This window comes from Citrobacter sp. Cm046, assembly GCF_030333065.1.
In the GTDB taxonomy this organism is placed as follows: domain Bacteria; phylum Pseudomonadota; class Gammaproteobacteria; order Enterobacterales; family Enterobacteriaceae; genus Citrobacter; species Citrobacter murliniae.
In genome coordinates, this window is the sequence record NZ_JAOWGP010000040.1 from 194145 (window position 1) to 211916 (window position 17772).

Annotated in this window: 17 protein-coding genes; 3 read left to right on the forward strand and 14 right to left on the reverse strand. The window is 51.1% G+C overall.

Translation table 11 applies throughout. The annotated features are described in order from the left end of the window. Positions 1–110: 110 nt before the first annotated feature. Positions 111–1970, reverse strand: coding sequence for a bifunctional glutathionylspermidine amidase/synthase (gss, locus tag OGX98_RS12980; protein ID WP_048220563.1), 1860 nt, complete (start codon positions 1968–1970; stop codon positions 111–113). Between the two features lie 151 nt (positions 1971–2121). Continuing rightward, the gene (locus OGX98_RS12985; RefSeq protein WP_286595366.1) at positions 2122–4410 is read right to left on the reverse strand and encodes an FdhF/YdeP family oxidoreductase; all 2289 of its coding nucleotides are present in this window, start codon (positions 4408–4410) and stop codon (positions 2122–2124) included. A gap of 218 nt (positions 4411–4628) precedes the next feature. Here OGX98_RS12985 and yghU point away from each other — a divergent pair, with 218 nt between their 5' ends. Continuing rightward, positions 4629–5495 carry a glutathione-dependent disulfide-bond oxidoreductase gene (gene yghU / locus OGX98_RS12990; RefSeq protein ID WP_045447499.1) on the forward strand — a complete coding sequence of 289 codons (867 nt, stop codon included), beginning with the start codon at positions 4629–4631 and terminating at the stop codon, positions 5493–5495. A 49-nt stretch (positions 5496–5544) separates the two neighbouring features. Here yghU and hybG read toward each other — a convergent pair whose 3' ends face one another. The 11 genes from hybG to yghX form a co-directional block, all read right to left on the reverse strand. Further along, on the reverse strand, positions 5545–5793 hold the full coding sequence (gene hybG, locus OGX98_RS12995) for a hydrogenase maturation factor HybG (RefSeq protein ID WP_003024459.1): 249 nt from the start codon (positions 5791–5793) through the stop codon (positions 5545–5547). 30 nt (positions 5794–5823) lie between these two features. Further along, on the reverse strand, positions 5824–6165 hold the full coding sequence (hypA, locus tag OGX98_RS13000) for a hydrogenase maturation nickel metallochaperone HypA (RefSeq protein ID WP_045447504.1): 342 nt from the start codon (positions 6163–6165) through the stop codon (positions 5824–5826). Continuing rightward, positions 6158–6646, reverse strand: a complete 489-nt coding sequence (hybE, locus tag OGX98_RS13005) for a hydrogenase-2 assembly chaperone (protein ID WP_045447507.1) — start codon at positions 6644–6646, stop codon at positions 6158–6160. The genes hypA and hybE overlap by 8 nt, the downstream gene beginning before the upstream one ends. Next, a complete protein-coding gene (locus tag OGX98_RS13010; RefSeq protein ID WP_045447510.1) occupies positions 6639–7133 on the reverse strand; it encodes a HyaD/HybD family hydrogenase maturation endopeptidase in 495 nt (164 codons plus the stop codon). The genes hybE and OGX98_RS13010 overlap by 8 nt, the downstream gene beginning before the upstream one ends. Further along, positions 7133–8836 (reverse strand): hydrogenase 2 large subunit, encoded by a 1704-nt coding sequence (hybC, locus tag OGX98_RS13015; protein WP_045447513.1) that lies wholly within the window; start codon positions 8834–8836, stop codon positions 7133–7135. Before hybC ends, OGX98_RS13010 begins: the two co-directional genes overlap by 1 nt. Continuing rightward, positions 8833–10011, reverse strand: a complete 1179-nt coding sequence (gene hybB, locus OGX98_RS13020; RefSeq protein WP_045447516.1) for a Ni/Fe-hydrogenase cytochrome b subunit — start codon at positions 10009–10011, stop codon at positions 8833–8835. The genes hybC and hybB overlap by 4 nt, the downstream gene beginning before the upstream one ends. Continuing rightward, positions 10001–10987, reverse strand: a complete 987-nt coding sequence (gene hybA / locus OGX98_RS13025; protein ID WP_045447519.1) for a hydrogenase 2 operon protein HybA — start codon at positions 10985–10987, stop codon at positions 10001–10003. Before hybA ends, hybB begins: the two co-directional genes overlap by 11 nt. A gap of 2 nt (positions 10988–10989) precedes the next feature. After that, positions 10990–12108, reverse strand: coding sequence for a hydrogenase 2 small subunit (gene hybO, locus OGX98_RS13030; protein WP_045447522.1), 1119 nt, complete (start codon positions 12106–12108; stop codon positions 10990–10992). A 190-nt stretch (positions 12109–12298) separates the two neighbouring features. Beyond that, positions 12299–12586 carry a DUF2623 family protein gene (locus OGX98_RS13035; RefSeq protein ID WP_045447525.1) on the reverse strand — a complete coding sequence of 96 codons (288 nt, stop codon included), beginning with the start codon at positions 12584–12586 and terminating at the stop codon, positions 12299–12301. Positions 12587–12671: 85 nt separating this feature from the next. Continuing rightward, positions 12672–14312: a methyl-accepting chemotaxis protein gene (locus tag OGX98_RS13040; RefSeq protein ID WP_286595367.1), complete on the reverse strand. Its 1641-nt coding sequence runs from the start codon at positions 14310–14312 to the stop codon at positions 12672–12674. A 215-nt stretch (positions 14313–14527) separates the two neighbouring features. Beyond that, positions 14528–15415 carry a YghX family hydrolase gene (gene yghX / locus OGX98_RS13045; RefSeq protein WP_045447530.1) on the reverse strand — a complete coding sequence of 296 codons (888 nt, stop codon included), beginning with the start codon at positions 15413–15415 and terminating at the stop codon, positions 14528–14530. Positions 15416–15569: 154 nt separating this feature from the next. On the opposite strand from yghX, the gene OGX98_RS13050 reads away from it, so the two are divergent. Then, entirely contained in the window at positions 15570–16610 is a 1041-nt protein-coding gene (locus OGX98_RS13050; protein ID WP_286595368.1) for an aldo/keto reductase, read from the forward strand. A gap of 149 nt (positions 16611–16759) precedes the next feature. On the opposite strand, the gene OGX98_RS13055 is transcribed toward OGX98_RS13050, so the two are convergent. Further along, positions 16760–17263, reverse strand: coding sequence for an ESA_00282 family adhesion-associated protein (locus OGX98_RS13055; protein WP_286595369.1), 504 nt, complete (start codon positions 17261–17263; stop codon positions 16760–16762). Positions 17264–17367: 104 nt separating this feature from the next. Between OGX98_RS13055 and OGX98_RS13060 the strand changes: the two genes are divergently transcribed. Next, complete coding sequence (locus OGX98_RS13060; protein ID WP_200010004.1) at positions 17368–17772, forward strand: hypothetical protein; 405 nt, start codon at positions 17368–17370, stop codon at positions 17770–17772.

A 17772-nucleotide genomic window follows, 5' to 3' on the forward strand; every position in this document is an offset into this window, starting at 1 on the left:
CTATTCAAAAAAAACCGCCCTGATGGCGGTTTTTACTTTTTGGATTTTCAATTACGGCTCGCTCGTTAAAACCCCGCGATGGCAAATCAGCCAGCACGGGGATAACAAGGCTACGCCTTCACCACAATCAACGGTTCGATATCGCTCTCTTTTTTAATCACCAGCGACTCATCACCGCGCAGGCAGGTGCCACCGTAGTTACCGCCTACGGTGAACGTACAGACCTGAATATATTTACCAGCAACCTTTGGCAGACACCAAAGCTGTTGGTAAATGTTCTTCTGCTCAGCGAACTTACCGCTGGTCTTATCCAGTAACTCTTCCTCATGACTCACCAGATCGATGTTGCTGCCACAACGTCCTGCAATAGGTTTCACCGCATAACCGGTTTGTGCCAGTTCGTCGTTGACAGTGAAATCCGTATCAAGCAGATAGCGATGATGTGGGAACAGTTGCCACAGGATCGGCAAAATCGCCTTATTACCGGGAATAACCGTCCACAGTGGCTCAAAGACCAGCACTTCCGGGCGCAGCAGCACGTCGATCAAGCGCACTTCCTGGTGGGTGTGTCCGGTACGAATCGGAACAGCGGCGTACTCGGTTTCGCTCACCTCGCGCACCTGCTCAATCGCGGTTTCCCATGCCCAGGTTTTCCAGACACAGTTCACCAGACGACCGTCGCCATCAATCAGTTGTCCCGCTTCATCCCAACGCAACTCGTCCAGACCACGCAGGATTTTGCTCTCGAAACCAGCCTGATGTAGCGCCTGCTGCATAAACTGCGCGTGGTAGTTCTCCTCAATGTCCTTATCCTGCATGATATGCACGAAAGGACGCGCACGACTGTGCTTCCAGGCGCCCGCCAGTTCGTTAATCAACCCTTCTGCAGGATTGTGCCCCTGCCCCGTGTAACCCCGTTCAGCCCATCTTTCAAGGATCAGGCCGGCTTCAGTATGGCACGATGCAGAATCGGCGTTGTATTCGTATACCTTCAGCCCACGCTCATCCATACAAAAATCCATACGACCGGTGATCATATGATGGCGACGACGCTGCCAGGAAAGGCGCAGTCGTGGCCAGAGGATTTTCGGGATATCAAACAGAGCCAGCAGATTATCGTCTTTCAGCACTTTATCAGTGGCGTGGAGATACATCAGATGCAGCTCGTTGGTCGCTTTTATCAGCTCCTGCTCTGCACTCTCGGTAATGGTGAAGTACTGGTGTGGGTCCTGATTAATCACGTGTCCGTTCGCCAGCACGTAGGCTTTTTGTAGCGGATCCTGCTCATCCAGCCATTTGCCATCAAATTGCCCTTTATCTTCCAGGCGTGCACCGTCAATTTTCAATGACTCGTTGGCGATTTCCGGCTGCGGCAGGCTGTATCGGGTGTCGTCAGTCTGGATCATCCAGCCAAGGATCGTGGTGTCATCAAAGGTATCACGCAGCGTGTAGCAGCCATTTTCGACCACCATCTCCAGTTCGCGAGTCCACTGCTGTCCAGGAGGCAGCGGCGTGTGGATCACATTCTGTTCAGCAATGCGGATTTTGTTTTCCAGTAGTTGGGTGATAATTGCCACATGGCCGGTATCTTTGAACTCGCCACCTTTTTGCCAAATAAGCAGCGCACCTGCTACCGGTGCCCGGGGTGAGCCGTTGGGGAATGCCTGAAGCGGCAGGATATTGTCATTCACGACTTCACGCAGAAAGCGCAAGGAGAAGATCTCCCACGCCATGCCCACATCCGTGAACACCACACCATAGTTGAGGAAAAGAAAGCGGCGCGCAAACTCAACGCACTGCCATTTGTGGCCCATATATTCATCGTCGATATAGCTGCGAAAGGCGGCATCATCGTCATAGTCCCGCGGGTCGAGGGAGCTGTAATCTGAAGAGTAGATTGCTACGCCGCCTGGGGCGTAGCCCAATAATGTCCCGAATGGGGCATCCTGACTGGTCGTTCCTTTGCTCATGCACCTTACCTCAAAACAATACAGCCTGAGCAGTCTGGCGTGAATTTTCGCTCTGATTGCCTGCTCTGCGACACTAACCGGACAGAGGTCGACCTATCATACACCTCAACGCAGCGACTGGCGCTCAGAGGAGAAAAATTCACATCAGGAACTACGCTTTCATCAGGATAACCGGTACGCTTTTATATGCCGGGGTCAAACTTTCCGTGTCGACCGCATCGAGTGACAGCAGCACGTTCGCTTCCGGCAAATACGCACCAATGGAACCCGCCGCCATGTCGTAAATCACCACCGTTAGCCCGTACATCATGCGTTCAACACAAGGCTGCCCGCTATCGTCCAGTGCCTGAACGTTCACAACATCACCTTGAATCAGACCACGAGCAGTCGCTTCATCTTCACTTAAAAAAACCACATCGCGCCGACCGGTAATGCCACGGTAACGGTCGTTCATCCCATAAATAGTGGTGTTGTACTGGTCGTGGCTACGCAACGTTGCCAGCACCAGCGCATAAGCAGGTTGGTTTTCACGTTCGATTGCGCGCTGACGGCTGACGACAAAGTTGGCTTTACCATTCGCAGTTCGCCACTCGCGACGTGATGCTGGCGTATCCATGCGAAACCCACCCGGCTCAGCGATACGTGCATTGTAATCATGAAACTCCGGGATAACGGCTTCGATAGCCTCGCGGATCAGCGCGTAATTACCTGCTAAGTCTTCCCAGTTTACCGGCGAATGAAGAAGTGTGGCGCGTGCCATTCCAGCCACAATGGCGGGTTCGGATTTTAACCATCTGGAGGCCGGCTTCAGCCCACCGCAGGAGGCATGCACCATCGACATCGAATCCTCGACGGTTACAGACTGAACACCGGTAGCCTGTATATCGCGTTCCGTTCTGCCCAGCGCAGGCAACAGGTAATTGTGTTTTGCCAGCAGCAAATGCGATCGGTTCAGCTTGGTCGCGATATGGACCTGCATATCCAGCTTTTTTATCGCCGCGAAGGTACGTTGCGGTTCTGGCATCGCCACCGCCAGGTTACCTCCCATGCAAATGAGGGCTTTCGCCTCGCCCCGTTCGATTGCCCGAATACTTTCCACGCTGGATCGACCATGTTTACGCGCAACGGTGATAGAAAAATGTGCTTCGAGCCGCTGCAGGAAATCTTCTGATGCCGCCTCATTGATCCCCACAGAACGGTCACCCTGTACATTCGAATGACCACGCAGAGGGCAAATCCCCGCCCCCGTCTTACCGATGTTGCCTTTAAGCAACAGCAGGTTCACCAGTTGCTGAACATTTTCCGTACCGTTTTTATGCTGGGTGATACCCAGTCCGTAACAAATGATGGTGGCGCGGGACTTATTGTAGTTGTGTGCCAGATCTTCCATCTGGCTACGCGTCAGACCGGAATCCAGTTCCAGTTCCGCCCAACTACGCTGGCGTAAATCCTCATACAGCGCAGAATATCCGGCGGTATGTTCATCAATAAACGCATGATCGAGTGTCGGCGGTTGATCGAGCAAGATCCGCGCCTCATCCATTTCGATCAACGCCTTCATAATACCCTTGAGCAATGAGGCATCGCCGCCCATTTTGACCTGGTAGTAGTCGCTGCTGAGTTCCGTCGCCTGGCCGGTGAACATCTCTTTCGGACTCTGCGGGAAGCTAAAGCGCTCAAGCCCTCTTTCGGTCAGCGGATTGATGGAGATAATTTTGGCCCCACGGTTGGCGACATCGCGTAACGTGGTGAGCATGCGCGGATGATTAGTACCAGGATTATGTCCAATGCAAATCACCAGATCACAATGGTTAAAATCGTCAAGTTCTACGGTTCCTTTCCCCAAACCGATTGCCCGCGTCAGCCCGGCACTGGTTGGGCCGTGGCACATGTTTGAACAATCGGGAAAGTTGCTGCTGCCGTATTCGCGGGCAAACAACTGGTAAAGGAACGCTGCCTCGTTTGAGGTTCTGCCGGATGTGTAAAATTCTACTTGCTGTGCTGAATCATAGCTGCGCAGGCGTTCGCCAATTTCCTGAAACGCAATGTCCCACTCGACAGCCTGCCAGGTGTCAGTTCCGGCATCGTATTTCATCGGATGCGTCAAACGGCCTGTATTTTCCAGTTTATAATCGCTGTATTGCCACAAGGTTGAAACCGGATGGCGGCTAAAAAACGCCGGTGACGCTTTCTTCGTGGTGGTTTCCCAGGAAACTGCCTTTACGCCGTTTTCGCAAAGCTCCATCGGCGCACGATGACCCGGATCTGGCCATGCGCAACCCGGGCAGTCGAACCCCTTCACCTGGTTCATTTTAAACATCGCGATAATGTCGCGCACGACTGCCTTTTGCGAAAACACTGAAGCAGTGACGGCTTTTACCGCGCCCCACCCACCCGCCGGTCCCTGATAACCGCTTACTCCTGGAACACCCTTTTTCATTATTACTGCTTATTGACCGCCAATGATTGATGGTGAGTACGGTAGCAATTTCCGTCTTACATTGATTTCCTCTTGATGGAGTACGGTCTGAGTACAATGAACGGGTTATATTTATCTTCCCCTTTCAGCACAAAGCGACATAAAGTCCCAATCTGTTAAATTGAGTTCTACCTAACTGCTACACTGCTTCAACACAACCACTCAGAAGGCAGGTCAACATGTCAGACAATACTTATCAGCCCGCGAAAGTCTGGACGTGGGATAAATCAAACGGCGGCGCATTCGCCAATATCAACCGCCCTGTTTCCGGTGCCACACACGAGAAAACGCTGCCAGTCGGCAAGCATCCATTGCAGCTTTACTCGCTGGGTACGCCAAACGGTCAGAAAGTCACGATTATGCTGGAAGAACTGCTGGCGCAAGGGGTGAAGGGCGCGGAATACGATGCATGGATTATCCGCATTGGCGATGGAGATCAGTTTTCCAGCGGCTTTGTGGAAGTGAATCCCAACTCCAAGATCCCGGCTTTGCGCGATCATTCGCAAAACCCGCCAGTTCGCGTGTTTGAGTCTGGCGCCATCCTGCTTTATCTGGCGGAAAAGTATGGTTATTTCCTGCCGCAGGATCTGGCGAAACGTACCGAAACGCTGAACTGGTTGTTCTGGCTACAAGGAGCGGCGCCCTTCCTCGGCGGTGGCTTCGGACACTTCTATAACTATGCACCGGTTAAAATTGAGTACGCGATCAATCGCTTTACGATGGAAGCCAAGCGTTTACTCGACGTGCTGGATAAGCAGCTGGCGCATCATCAGTTTGTGGCAGGGGATGAGTACACTATTGCCGATATGGCAGTATGGCCATGGTTTGGCAATGTCGTTTTGGGGAACGTCTATGACGCGGCAGAATTCCTTGATGCGGGAAGTTATAAAAATGTTCAGCGCTGGGCAAAAGAGATTGCAAAACGCCCGGCGGTTAAGCGTGGTCGCATTGTAAACCGCACTAACGGTCCGCTTAACGAGCAGTTGCATGAACGCCATGACGCCAGCGACTTCGACACGAATACCGAAGATAAACGTCAGGGTTAAAATAAGATGCCGGATTAGCCTGTTCGCTATCCGGCATTTTCAGAAGTGGTCACGCGCTGGTGACGTCATACTCCATACGGCGAAGTGCATCTAACGTGGCTTTAGCTTCATCTTCATCAATGATGCTCATGGCGAACCCTACGTGCACCAGCACCCATTGCCCAACCAGCTCGGCTGTATCACCTTCACAAATCAGGGCAATATTGACATCTCGTTTGATGCCGCACACTTCAACCTGCGCAAGCTGGTGAATATCCTCACCAACGGCCAGAACCTGACCCGGGACTCCAATACACATATCTGACTCCGCCCCATAGCAACCTATGGGCTATTCGACTTCTATACTTTTAACTTTCAGTGAATCGCCGGCATCAACCCGCAAACGATCGCCCTGACAGAGTGGACACTGCGCATCATGCTGGGTGATCTCCACGACCTGACTGCAATCCCAGCACCAGGCCTGGGCAGGTTTGTAATCAATGTGTAGTTCACATCCCTGCGCCAGCGTGCCCTGGCAGACGATGTCAAAACTGAAACGTACGGCGCTCTCTTCAACACACGAGAGCGCCCCAATTTCCAGCCAAACGCCGGTAACACGTTTTACATCGTGCTGCTCTGCCTGCTGTTGAATAATTTCAACCGCGCTCTGGCAAAGAGACAGCTCATGCATTTTCGCTACTCCGGCGGCCCAACAACAGTGCCCGACGTCCCATTTGCGGCGCATTCGGGTCGCTAACAGGTAACGATAACAACATTCGTGCACAATCGTCAGTCAGACGGACACCCTCTTGTGCCGACATGCTGTGCGAAAGCGGTGACATCAACGAACAGGAAAAGTACTGCGATACGCCATCAAGTTCGCCAACGGTAAATGTCATCTCACCATACGGCAGACGCAGCCCGATTTTCTCACTGACCTTACGTACGGGCCAGACCTGGTCTGGCCCCGGGAAAATCAGTGCGCTGAGCATCCAGGGCGTGATAACACACCCCGTCCACTGCCCTTCAAACAGCGAAAAATCAGAAACATACACCGGCATATTCGGATGCAAGAAAGAAAGATCGTGCATCGAACGTCGGGCTACTTCTTCAAACGCAGCCTGAATCTGCTCCTTCGGGGCCGCCTGAAAGCCCAAAAACTCTTCAGCCATGGGCCGTCTCCCGAGGGATCGCTTCCACACCCGATTCGCGCAGCGCAGCAAGAACCTGCTCAAGAGCAGGTTCAATCATGGCTTCAACCGTCGGGGTGAGACCGATATGCGGCTCCAGCGATTCCGGAATAACACCAACCAGAGTCAGTTTTTTCGGGAACTCGCCGGTAAAGCGCAGGGCCGACAAAACATCGGCCAGGCCAAGCTGGTGCGGTGAGATTTTGTTGGTAAACAGCGCCGGAATCTCTTCATCCCGCAGGACCATCATGGTTCCCGGCGTGTTTTTTCTCGACACAATGGCGTCAGCAATGATCAGATGATCTCTGTTCGCCATGTCGCCGAGAAGTTCCATCCCAGCCGTACCGCCATCCAGAACGTCAACATAGTCTGGCAGGATGTATCGTTGTTCTAATGCCTCAACGATACGTACCCCGATGGCTTCGTCGGTCAGCAAAATATTGCCGACCCCTAAGACTAATATCCGCATTACAGAACCTTAACTGAGACCACTTCGTTCCCGTCAACGTCCACCACATGCACCGCACATGACATACAAGGGTCGAAGGAGTGAATGGTACGAACCACTTCCAGCGGTTTGTTTGGATCAGCGATTGGCGTGCCTACCAGCGAACGCTCGTACGGCCCTACTTCGTCATTGAAGTTACGTGGGCCAGAGTTCCAGGTTGACGGAACAACCGCCTGGTAATTACTGATAATGCCGTCTTTAATCACCATCCAGTGAGAAAGCATACCGCGCGGCGCTTCAAGGAAACCGACACCTTTGAATTCGCCTGTTGCCGGAATATCCGGTTTCACGAAGGTTGTGTGGTCGCCTTTACCGATGTTCACGATCAGCGCATTGTACTGATCCTGCAGAACGTTCTGCAGTTCACAGCAGTGAACGGTACGGCCAATAATACGGCCCAGCGTGGAATGCAGTTGCGCTACTTCGATCGTTTTACCGGTCAGCTTCGTATAGATTGCAACGATTTCATTCAGCTTGGCATGGGTAGATTCGCGTTTCGCTGCCAGCTTACACAGCATGTTGGCCAGCGGACCCACTTCAACCGTTTTACCGTAGAAGGTCGGTGCTTTAACCCAGGAGTATTTGCCATCATCTGACCAGCCAGTGTAATCAGGAACCGTTGTGCCTTCCCACGGTGCCTGCGGCGCTTCGTCTTTGTACCACGCGTGTTTCGCACTCTCCTGGATCCCTTTAATCAGGTATTCATCAGAGTGAGAGGTGATCGGACGATAGGTCGACAGATCGGCATCGGTGATGTAACCGCCCGGGAACAGGAAGCTGCCGTTTTTACCGTCAGTCGGGAATTCCGGCGCGCTCAGATAGTTAACCGCACCCTGACCGCGTTCCAACCACTCCGGATAGAACGCCGCAATGACAGCGGTATCCACCTTGTAAACCTGCTCAACAAAGTCGCTCAGCTTATCGATGAAGGACTTGATGTACATCAGGCGTTCAAGGTTCAACACGCCGAGACCGTCGAGGTTAATTGGGTTCGCAACCCCGCCTACCGCCAGGTTCTGAATGTGCGGTGTCTTACCGCCCAGCAGCGCCACGACGCGGTTTGCATCACGCTGGCATTCCAGCGCCTGCAGGTAGTGTGCGACCGCAATCAGGTTCACTTCCGGCGGTAACTGCATCGCCGGGTGGCCCCAGCAACCATTAGCAAAAATACCTAACTGGCCGCTGGCAACAAGGTCTTTAATCTTGTTCTGAACCTTGGTGAACTCTTCCGCACTGTTCAGGTGCCAGGTCGACACACCGTTCAGCATCGCCGAGGCCTTCGCTGGATCGGCTTTCAGCGCAGAGGTGATGTCCACCCAGTCCAGCGCAGACAGCTGGTAGAAGTGCACGATATGGTCATGCGTGGTGTGCGCTGCCAGAATGATGTTACGGATGTACTGTGCATTCACGGGAACATCAATGTTCAGTGCGCTTTCTGCTGCACGCACAGAAGAGATAGCGTGAGTCGTGGTGCAAACACCACAAATACGCTGCACAATCATCCATGCATCGCGCGGATCGCGATTCTTCACAATCTCTTCCATGCCGCGCCACATGGTACCGGACGCCCATGCTTTAGATACCACGCCATTTTCGATTTCGCAGTCGATGCGTAAATGGCCTTCAATACGGGTTACCGGATCAATAGTAATTCTCTGGCTCATGCTTTGCTCGCCTCATGACGATTTTGATCGTTTTGTTTTAAAGGAGGAAGTATCGGCAGTAGACGAATGAGTACGATGTATGCACAAATCTCAATAGCCACAAAACCAATAGAAATCAACAGTTCTTCCCATGTCGGGAAGTAGTGGTAGCCACCACCAGGATTAAATGCCACCAGCGAATAGGACAGACGCCATGTCGCACAGCCCAGCAATGCACTCAACGCGGACAGATACAGCATACGCGAGTCATTACGCAGCTTAGCGATGCGCAGGACTACCAGCGGGAAGACCATCAGCACGACTTCAATCCAGAACATCACGGAGTAAAGATCGCCTGCAAACGCATACGACAATTTGTCGCGATAGATCAACTCGCCAAAGCGCAGGACGACGAATATCGCCAGCAGGACGCTAATCGTATTTGTCAGCTTGATGAACAAACTTTTCTCGTCCGGACCGTTACCTTTCAGGCCGGCTTGTACCAACGAGCCTTCAAAAATGACGATCGAGAAGCCCATAATGAAGGCGGTTAATACAGAGAAAAGCGGCAACATTTCATAAGCTTGCCATAGCGGATGGACCTTATAGCCTGCAGAAATCATCAATGAACCCATTGAAGACTGGTGCATAGTCGGCAGCAGCGCACCGAGGGCGATAATAAAGAACATCACTTTGTTCAAACGCTTGAGGGAGACTTTCCACCCCAGACGCTCAAACAAGGCCGGAGCAAATTCCAGCGCCATAATGCCGATATAGATGGTCATACAGACCGCCGTTTCGAACAGTACCGAGTTCACGTTAAAGTGGCCCGGAATGTAGAAATACGGCAGGTTCCAGTAGCGACCTACGTCAATGGTGATCGACAGGCCACCCAGCGAGTAACCAAACAGGCTCGCCAGTAGCGCCGGGCGAACCAGCGGATGATATTGCCCTCTGTTGAAAACATATACTGCCCACGCCAGCGCCCAACCGCCGCACGCGAAGCCAGTACCGATCAACAGGTCAAACGCGATCCACACACCCCATGGGAAACCGCCGTTCAGATCGGAGACAGACCCCAATCCGAAGACCAGACGTTTCACGATCAGGAGCATACACAGGACGATTAACGGCCCAAAAATAATGACCGGTTTGCTGACTATTTTTCCGCCCAGCGGTTTAGGATCATGACTCATGATCGTCTCCTCCATCGTGATGGTCGTTTTTCGTGTTACGACGAACCAGCACGGTTAAGCCCGCCAGCGCAGCCAGGGGTAAAATCATGCCCTTATACAGGGAATGTTGAACATGTTCGGAACGCGCACCGGTTGAAAGATCATCCAGTTTTGGCAGATCCAAATCTTCGTAAGGAACACCGGTCAGCACCATAACCTGCGTACCGCCGCCTTCCTTTTCACCGTACAGGTGCGGGTAGTACTTCGGTACCGTATGCAGATAGGTATCACCGGCTTTCACTGTCTGACGCGGATAGTGGTATTCGCTGCCAGGCTTCAGCGCGAGACGTTTTTTCGCCTCAGCCATCAGCTCTTCACGCGTACCAAAAATCACGGCACCAGCAGGACACACTTCAACACACCCCGGTAAACCACCTTTGTCCAGCCGTTCAACACCTTTCTGGTTACAAAGCTCACACTTGTGCAGAGCACCAAACGGGTTGTTGTAGTCGTATTTAGGGACATTGTACGGGCAAGCAACCATGCAGTAGCGACACCCGGTACAAACATCTTTGTCATAGTGGACAATGCCGGTTTTCGGATCTTTTTTCAGCGCGGAGACCGGGCAAACAGAGACACAGTTAGGATCGACACAGTGCATACACTGTTTCTTAATGTATGCGTAACCGTTCTCTTCCTGATCTTTGTTAACGCCTGTTCCGCTACGCCACACCTGAATGATGTTGTTGGTATACGGTGACAATTTGTCGTTGTTCGACCAGGTTTGCTCGCCTTCCGGGTTACGCGCCGGGAAGTTGATATCCTGACACTTGGTGACACAGGCCTGGCAGCCTACGCACAGCGTCGAGTCATAGAGCATCCCGAGAGAACCCGGGATCGGCGGACGGTTTTCTGCAGCCGCATGGCTGACGGACGGCGCAGCGCCCAACAGCAACGCTCCGCTGGAGGCTGCTTTAATAAAGTTACGTCTGTTCACGGTTATTCTCCCCGTGAGTCAGCGTTATCTTTCTTTTGCTGACGCCCCAGTTCACGTACCGCCATCACGCTGACGCCGGCAACCAGTCCTACTACGCCACCAAGCAGCCCAACAGCCCCGGCTGAAATGTTGCCGCCTTCTTTTATGTTGACATCAGGCTTCTCAGAACGCGGAGTCTGGTTTTCCACATGGGCGAGCTGGTGAATGCCTTTATGGAAACCAATGCCCTCTTCGTTACAGCCGTAGCACGGGTGACCAATTGCCACCGGCCACACGCCACCAACATCACAGAACTGCAATGTTGAGCAGTTGCCATACGTTTCTGGTCCTTTACAGCCCAGATGGTAGAGGCACCAACCTTCACGGTGACCTTCATCGCCAAACTCTTTGGCAAAGCGGCCAGCATCGAAGTGCGGACGACGTTCACAATGCTCGTGAATCAGACGACCGTAGGCAAATGTCGGACGGTTTTTCGCATCCAGCTTCGGTGGTTTGCCATAGGTGATGATATGCGCGACAGTCGCGAGGAAGTTATGCGGGTTCGGCGGACAGCCGGGGATATTGATGATGGTTTTGCCTGGCAGAACTTCTTGCAAACCGACGGCACCCGTTGGGTTAACGCCAGCGGCAGCAACACCACCCCATGCGGCACAAGAGCCGATAGCAATGATAGCTGCTGCACCTTCTGCCGCTCTACGGATGTGATCCACAATTGGCTCACCGGCAACCATGCAGTAAATACCATTATCTTTTAGTGGGATAGAACCATCTACCACCAAAACATATTGCCCTTTGTACTTCTCCAGAGCGTTATGTTTATTCTCTTCAACCTGATGGCCGAAGGCGGCGGAGAGCACCTCATGGTATTCCAGAGAGATTGTCTCAAGGACGAGGTTTTCCACTGTAGGGTGTGTCGCACGAAGCAGAGATTCAGTACAACCCGTACATTCCTGAGCACCGATCCAGATAACTGGCGGGCGCTGAGGACGGGAAACTGATTCTGCCATTTCTGCGGCGGCTTTGCTACTGAGCCCCATGGTAGCGGCCAGTGCTGCACAAAGCTTCATGAAATCACGGCGATTGATGCCGTTCGAATTGATGAGAGAATTATCTCCAGTCATTTTATTGTTATTCCGTTGCGAAGACCTGGCTTTTTATTTTGCACCATTCGCATGTTGCATATTGCGATCGGCGCGCCATTTACCACACTTTTTATATGGTTATGTGCATTATAATACTTCGGCGGAGCAACAAAACGAAGGCGTAGGTCAATAGTGTAATTAATTAAAGCAAGATAATACCCCTTTTGGATCAAGCTTCGAGCCGATAGCCGGCCATGAAAAACCGAATTGTTGTACTCGACTGGTTCTCTTTAAAGAAATCCATCACCATCTCTTTATCCAGTCCATAACGACGCGTCAGGATCCCCGCCTCCCACGCGCTAAGCTGTCGATCACCCGTTTTTTCAAACATACGATGCGAAAAACCGAGCACAAATCCGCGCTTATAGTCAGCACAAAAACCAGCCACTTTACGTGCACTGTCCGCACTTGAGGCGTTTAACCCGGCCATCAGGCCCTTACCAAAATGGTTGTCCATGCATATTCTCCAATCTCTATATAACAAATTATATAGCGATTTTTTAAGCAAAGACCAGAGGTATCACGCACTTTTTTGTGCCAGATTAAAAGGCCACCCATTCGTCCGTTTTAGGTGTCGCAGGTGTTCTGCTTTCTTCTGCAGAGGAAGCGGTGTTAGTTGAAGCGTATTGCACATCATTTGCAGAAAGCCGGAACTGCTGTACAGAGCGCTGTAGTTCTTCAGTCTGCCGCTCCAGTGCAACCGCCGCAGCAGAAACCTGTTCCACCAGCGCGGCGTTCTGCTGGGTCACGCTGTCCATTTGCGTAATCGCCACGCTGACCTGCGAAATACCTTTATTCTGTTCCTCAGAAGCAGAAGCGATTTGTTTCATAATGACGGTCACTTCGGTCGCACCGCGCAGAATTGCTTCCATCGTCGAGCCAGTCTCTTTAACCAGACGAGCCCCCTGATCGACACGGCGCGCCGATTCGCCAATTAATGTCTCTATCTCTTTCGCCGCCCCGGCACTACGACTGGCGAGATTGCGAACCTCACCGGCGACCACCGCAAAACCACGTCCCTGCTCGCCAGCTCTGGCAGCTTCGACTGCAGCATTGAGCGCCAGAATGTTCGTCTGGAAGGCGATACTATTAATAACTGAGGTAATTTCAGCGATCTGTTTCGAGCTGGCCGCAATACCATCCATTGTGTCGACCACTTGCGAAACTAACGTGCTACCTTTACCCGCCGTTTCTGTCGCAGTGTCGGCAAGCTGGCTGGCTTCGCGCGCGTTTTCAGCGTTCAGTTTTACCGTTGCGGTCAGCTGTTCCATGCTGGCTGCGGTCTCTTCCAGCGCAGCTGCCTGTTCTTCAGTACGTGAAGAGAGATCATTATTGCCGCTGGATATTTCTGTTGCCCCACGCCAGATGTTGTCGCTTCCCGAACGAATCGTGCTCACAGCTTCACGTAAGCTGTCCTGCATCGCGGACAGTAAAGGCACCAGTTGGCCCACGCAGTTACGCCCTAATTCTTCAATTGGATGACTGAGATCGCCCTGCGCAATCTGACGGAACTGTTGGCGAATACGCGCCAGCGGCTTCACCATCATTGAAACGAGGTAACGGTCGGTAAAGATAAGGATTGCAATCCCCAGGATGACGGCAGTGATAATTAACGTCCGGATGATAGACGTCTTGCTGTCAACCATAACACGTGTCGTATCCAGCCTCTCACCCGCAGTGGTATTAAAACGCTCGGCGCTGGCGCCAAATTCACGGCTCAGTGCAGGTGTGACGGTACTGGCATGTTCTGACCATGCCGTGAGGGTTCCCTGCTGCGCCAACTGCATTTGTGGGGTCACGCCTTTGTCCAGCAGTGCTTGCCACTTCGCCAGTACTGCGGCAGCAATTTCCGGATCCATCGGCCCTGGAGACAGTTTCTTCATCTCCTCAAGCTTTTTACTCATGTTATTCAGCGATTGTTGGGCAGGAACAAAATCAGGTGTTCCCCCGCTAATTTTGACATCCATTGCCCGACTTAAACGCGTCACAAAACGGAAATACTGATCGTTTCCCTGGCTGAGAATCGTCATCTGCTGTACCAGATGGCGATCAATATCATTCCCTTCTGAGATTTTTGATAAAGAATGGAGACTGAATAAACCCACGCCCGACCAGAGCAGGCAAAAAAGTCCAAGTATTGCCAACATAACAATACGAATAGTGAAGTTTTTCAGCAAACGCATAATAATTTCCTTGCCGTTGATGAGGGGATTCGCCATCAGGCGAGACTTACCCTTGTTATCGGCAGAGAGCAGAGAAGATATAATGCGTTTGTTATTTTTTTACTTTTTTAAGTACATCTTGGTCTTTTCCGGCCATATCAATATGAATGCTAATGAAACCAGGTAGCATTCTTATTCAGATAACTAACCAGGTTAACTAAATAATGCCTTGTTTTTTATTGTAAATATTTTTTAAACCATGAGATAGTCCGCTCCCAGGCTAAATCGGCAGCGGCTTTATCATAACGCGGCGTTGAATCATTGTGAAAACCATGATTAACCCCAGGATAGATAAATGCTTCATAGACTTTCTTATTGGCCTTCAGCGCTTCTTCATAAGCTGGCCAGCCTTCATTAATACGCTCATCTAATGCTGCATAGTGTAATAACAAAGGTGCATTGATTTTAGGGACATCTGACGCAGGCACCTGCCGCCCATAAAAGGGAACGGCACAGGCCAGTTCAGGAAAGGTGACAGCCGCTGCATTTGATACGCCACCTCCGTAGCAAAATCCGGTTATGCCGACCTTCCCCGTCGCTGTCGGATAACGCTGCATAAATTCAACTGCGGCAAAAAAATCGTTCATCAACTTAACAGGATCAACCTGTTGCTGTAATTCCCGGCCTTTATCATCATTCCCCGGATAGCCCCCTACTGAACTTAATCCATCCGGTGCGAGTGCCATATAGCCAGCTTTAGCCACCCGCCGGGCGACATCCTCAATATACGGATTCAACCCACGATTCTCATGTACAACAATGACCGCAGGTATTTTCCCCGACACTTTCACAGGCTTAACCAGATAAGCCCGCACATCGCCGTGCCCTTCAGGTGACGGGTAGGTAATGTACTCTGCCAGAATATCGGGATCGGTAAATTCCACCTGCACCGCCTGGGCATAATTCGGTTTCAACAAATTAAATAATGCCAGCGCCGTCATGCCGCCAACTGCATATTTCGCCGCTATATTGAGGAACTCTCGTTTAGATATTTTACCGTGAGCATAATAGTCATAGTAATTGAGTAGCTCCTGTGGAAAGTCTTTGGCTGTCAAACGCGGCATAGTTCCACTCCTGCATGATGTTTTTTTAAGCAAAGCACAGCGGCCTGTTTTTGCCCAGTTTTTCATCCCAATGTGACTTGTGAACGGGATATTCATCGCTAACCCGCTAGAATAGAAACGTTGTTTCGAAATTCACCTGCACTAAGGAGATCTCATGGCCTGGTTTGCCAATACTGAACGTTATGAGCAGATGCTCTATCGCTACTGTGGCCGTAGCGGTTTGCGCTTACCCGCGTTGTCGCTGGGTTTATGGCATAGTTTTGGACACGTTCAAGCACTGGATTCACAGCGTGCCCTGCTGCGCAAAGCATTTGATCTGGGGATCACCCATTTTGATTTAGCCAATAACTACGGGCCGCCTCCGGGTAGCGCGGAAGAGAATTTTGGCCGATTACTGCGCGAAGATTTTGCTCAGTATCGTGATGAATTGATCATCTCCACCAAAGCAGGCTATGACATGTGGCCGGGACCATACGGTTCGGGCGGATCGCGCAAGTACCTGCTTGCCAGCCTTGACCAAAGCCTGAAACGGATGGGACTTGATTACGTTGATATCTTCTATTCTCACCGCGTGGATGAAAACACGCCAATGGAAGAGACCGCTGCTGCGCTGGCCCATGCTGTGCAAAGTGGCAAAGCGCTGTATGTCGGTATTTCATCCTATTCGCCCGAACGAACACAAAAAATGGCAGAGCTGCTGCGGGAATGGAAAATTCCGCTGCTGATCCACCAACCCTCCTACAACCTGCTTAACCGCTGGGTAGACAGCAGTGGTTTGCTCGATACGCTGGAATCCAACGGCATGGGCTGCATAGCTTTTACGCCACTGGCCCAGGGATTACTGACGGGGAAATATCTCAACGGCATTCCGGAAGGTTCGCGCATGCAGCGTGAAGGGAAAAAGGTTCGTGGACTGACGGAAAAAATGCTGTCGGAGGCGAATATTAACAGCCTGCGCTTGCTGAACGAAATGGCGCAACAACGCGGACAGTCAATGGCGCAGATGGCGTTGAGCTGGTTACTGAAAGATAACCGGGTGACGTCAGTCTTAATCGGTGCCAGCCGACCTGAACAACTGGAAGAAAACGTTCAGGCATTAAGCAATCTGACATTCAGTGCAGAAGAGCTGGCGCAGATTGATAAACACGTCGCCGATGGTCAGCTTAATCTATGGCAGGCGTCATCAGACAAATAATCGTCTTTAATACTGTGCCGGGTGGCGGCGTTGCCGGCCCCGGCCAGAATGTTTCAGTACTTATGTCGTATCAGCTGGTCATCACAACTACCGAGAGCACAAAGTTCAGAGGCATGATGATGTAGTACAGTACTGAAATAACAGACGCCTCAAATCTCTTCCGCTTTGATCTGCGGACGCTGGTGCTCCGGCCATACCAGCGCGACGAGTGTGGGGTAAGCTTCCAGACTGAACTCCCTGAAGCATTGTCGCAAATTGAGCACGTCGAGATCGGCATGTGGTACTTTCTCCCCACTCAGACAGCGCTTTTTGATGTTGTCGTAATATTTATACACCGCAGAGTTGAGATCGCTACAGCGTCGCTGTGAGTCAAATAGCCCAGGAGTTTCATTCAACTCCACCATTGTCATCCGTTTTATCGTCGAGTGAATAAAATCAATATATTCGTGGTTAACCCGCCAGTACCATACTGGGGTGATCGAATTCATCAGTACCGCAAAATGATCTTCACCCTCTTCTTTGCTTAGTATTTCTGGTTGGTTTGCTAATGTAAAATCCTCTGCATATCGGTTTTTATTTGTACTACGCATCAGAAAAAGTACACCGCAGGTAAGTAATAGCAGGGTAATAACAGAATAAAATATACTGTTCATATGCAGGCTCCGTTTTTTTTGATTTTAAATTTACCCCATGTTATTGTCAACGCGGCCTATCTTATTAAAAACATCCTATCATTGGCAGCAAAGGATATATCAACATGCTTCCCGAGCATCTTGTTCCCTCTCACTTTCATTTATCCACTTCCCCGAGCAATACCAGCACCACAGAAAATAGTGAAAATTTGACTCAGGGAAAGATTACGTTAAGCGATTATGAAAAAGATATTTTGATCAGTTCCGCAGCGACCGGACAGTCACGAAATATGCTGTTTGAAGAGCGCGATCGTCATTTAAAAGAACGCCTTTTTCACGTAGCAAAAATTGAATCGTTCACGCGCTTGCTAAATGCCTTACAGGCAGAGGGTGACATTAACTCTCAAGAATTAAGTGAAATTCTGACTCAAAAAACGAACATGATAAATGAACATGGCAATAAAATTTGGCTTAATTTAATTACTCGTGAAACCGACGCCCCCATTTTTTATTCTCTGGTAGAAAAATAA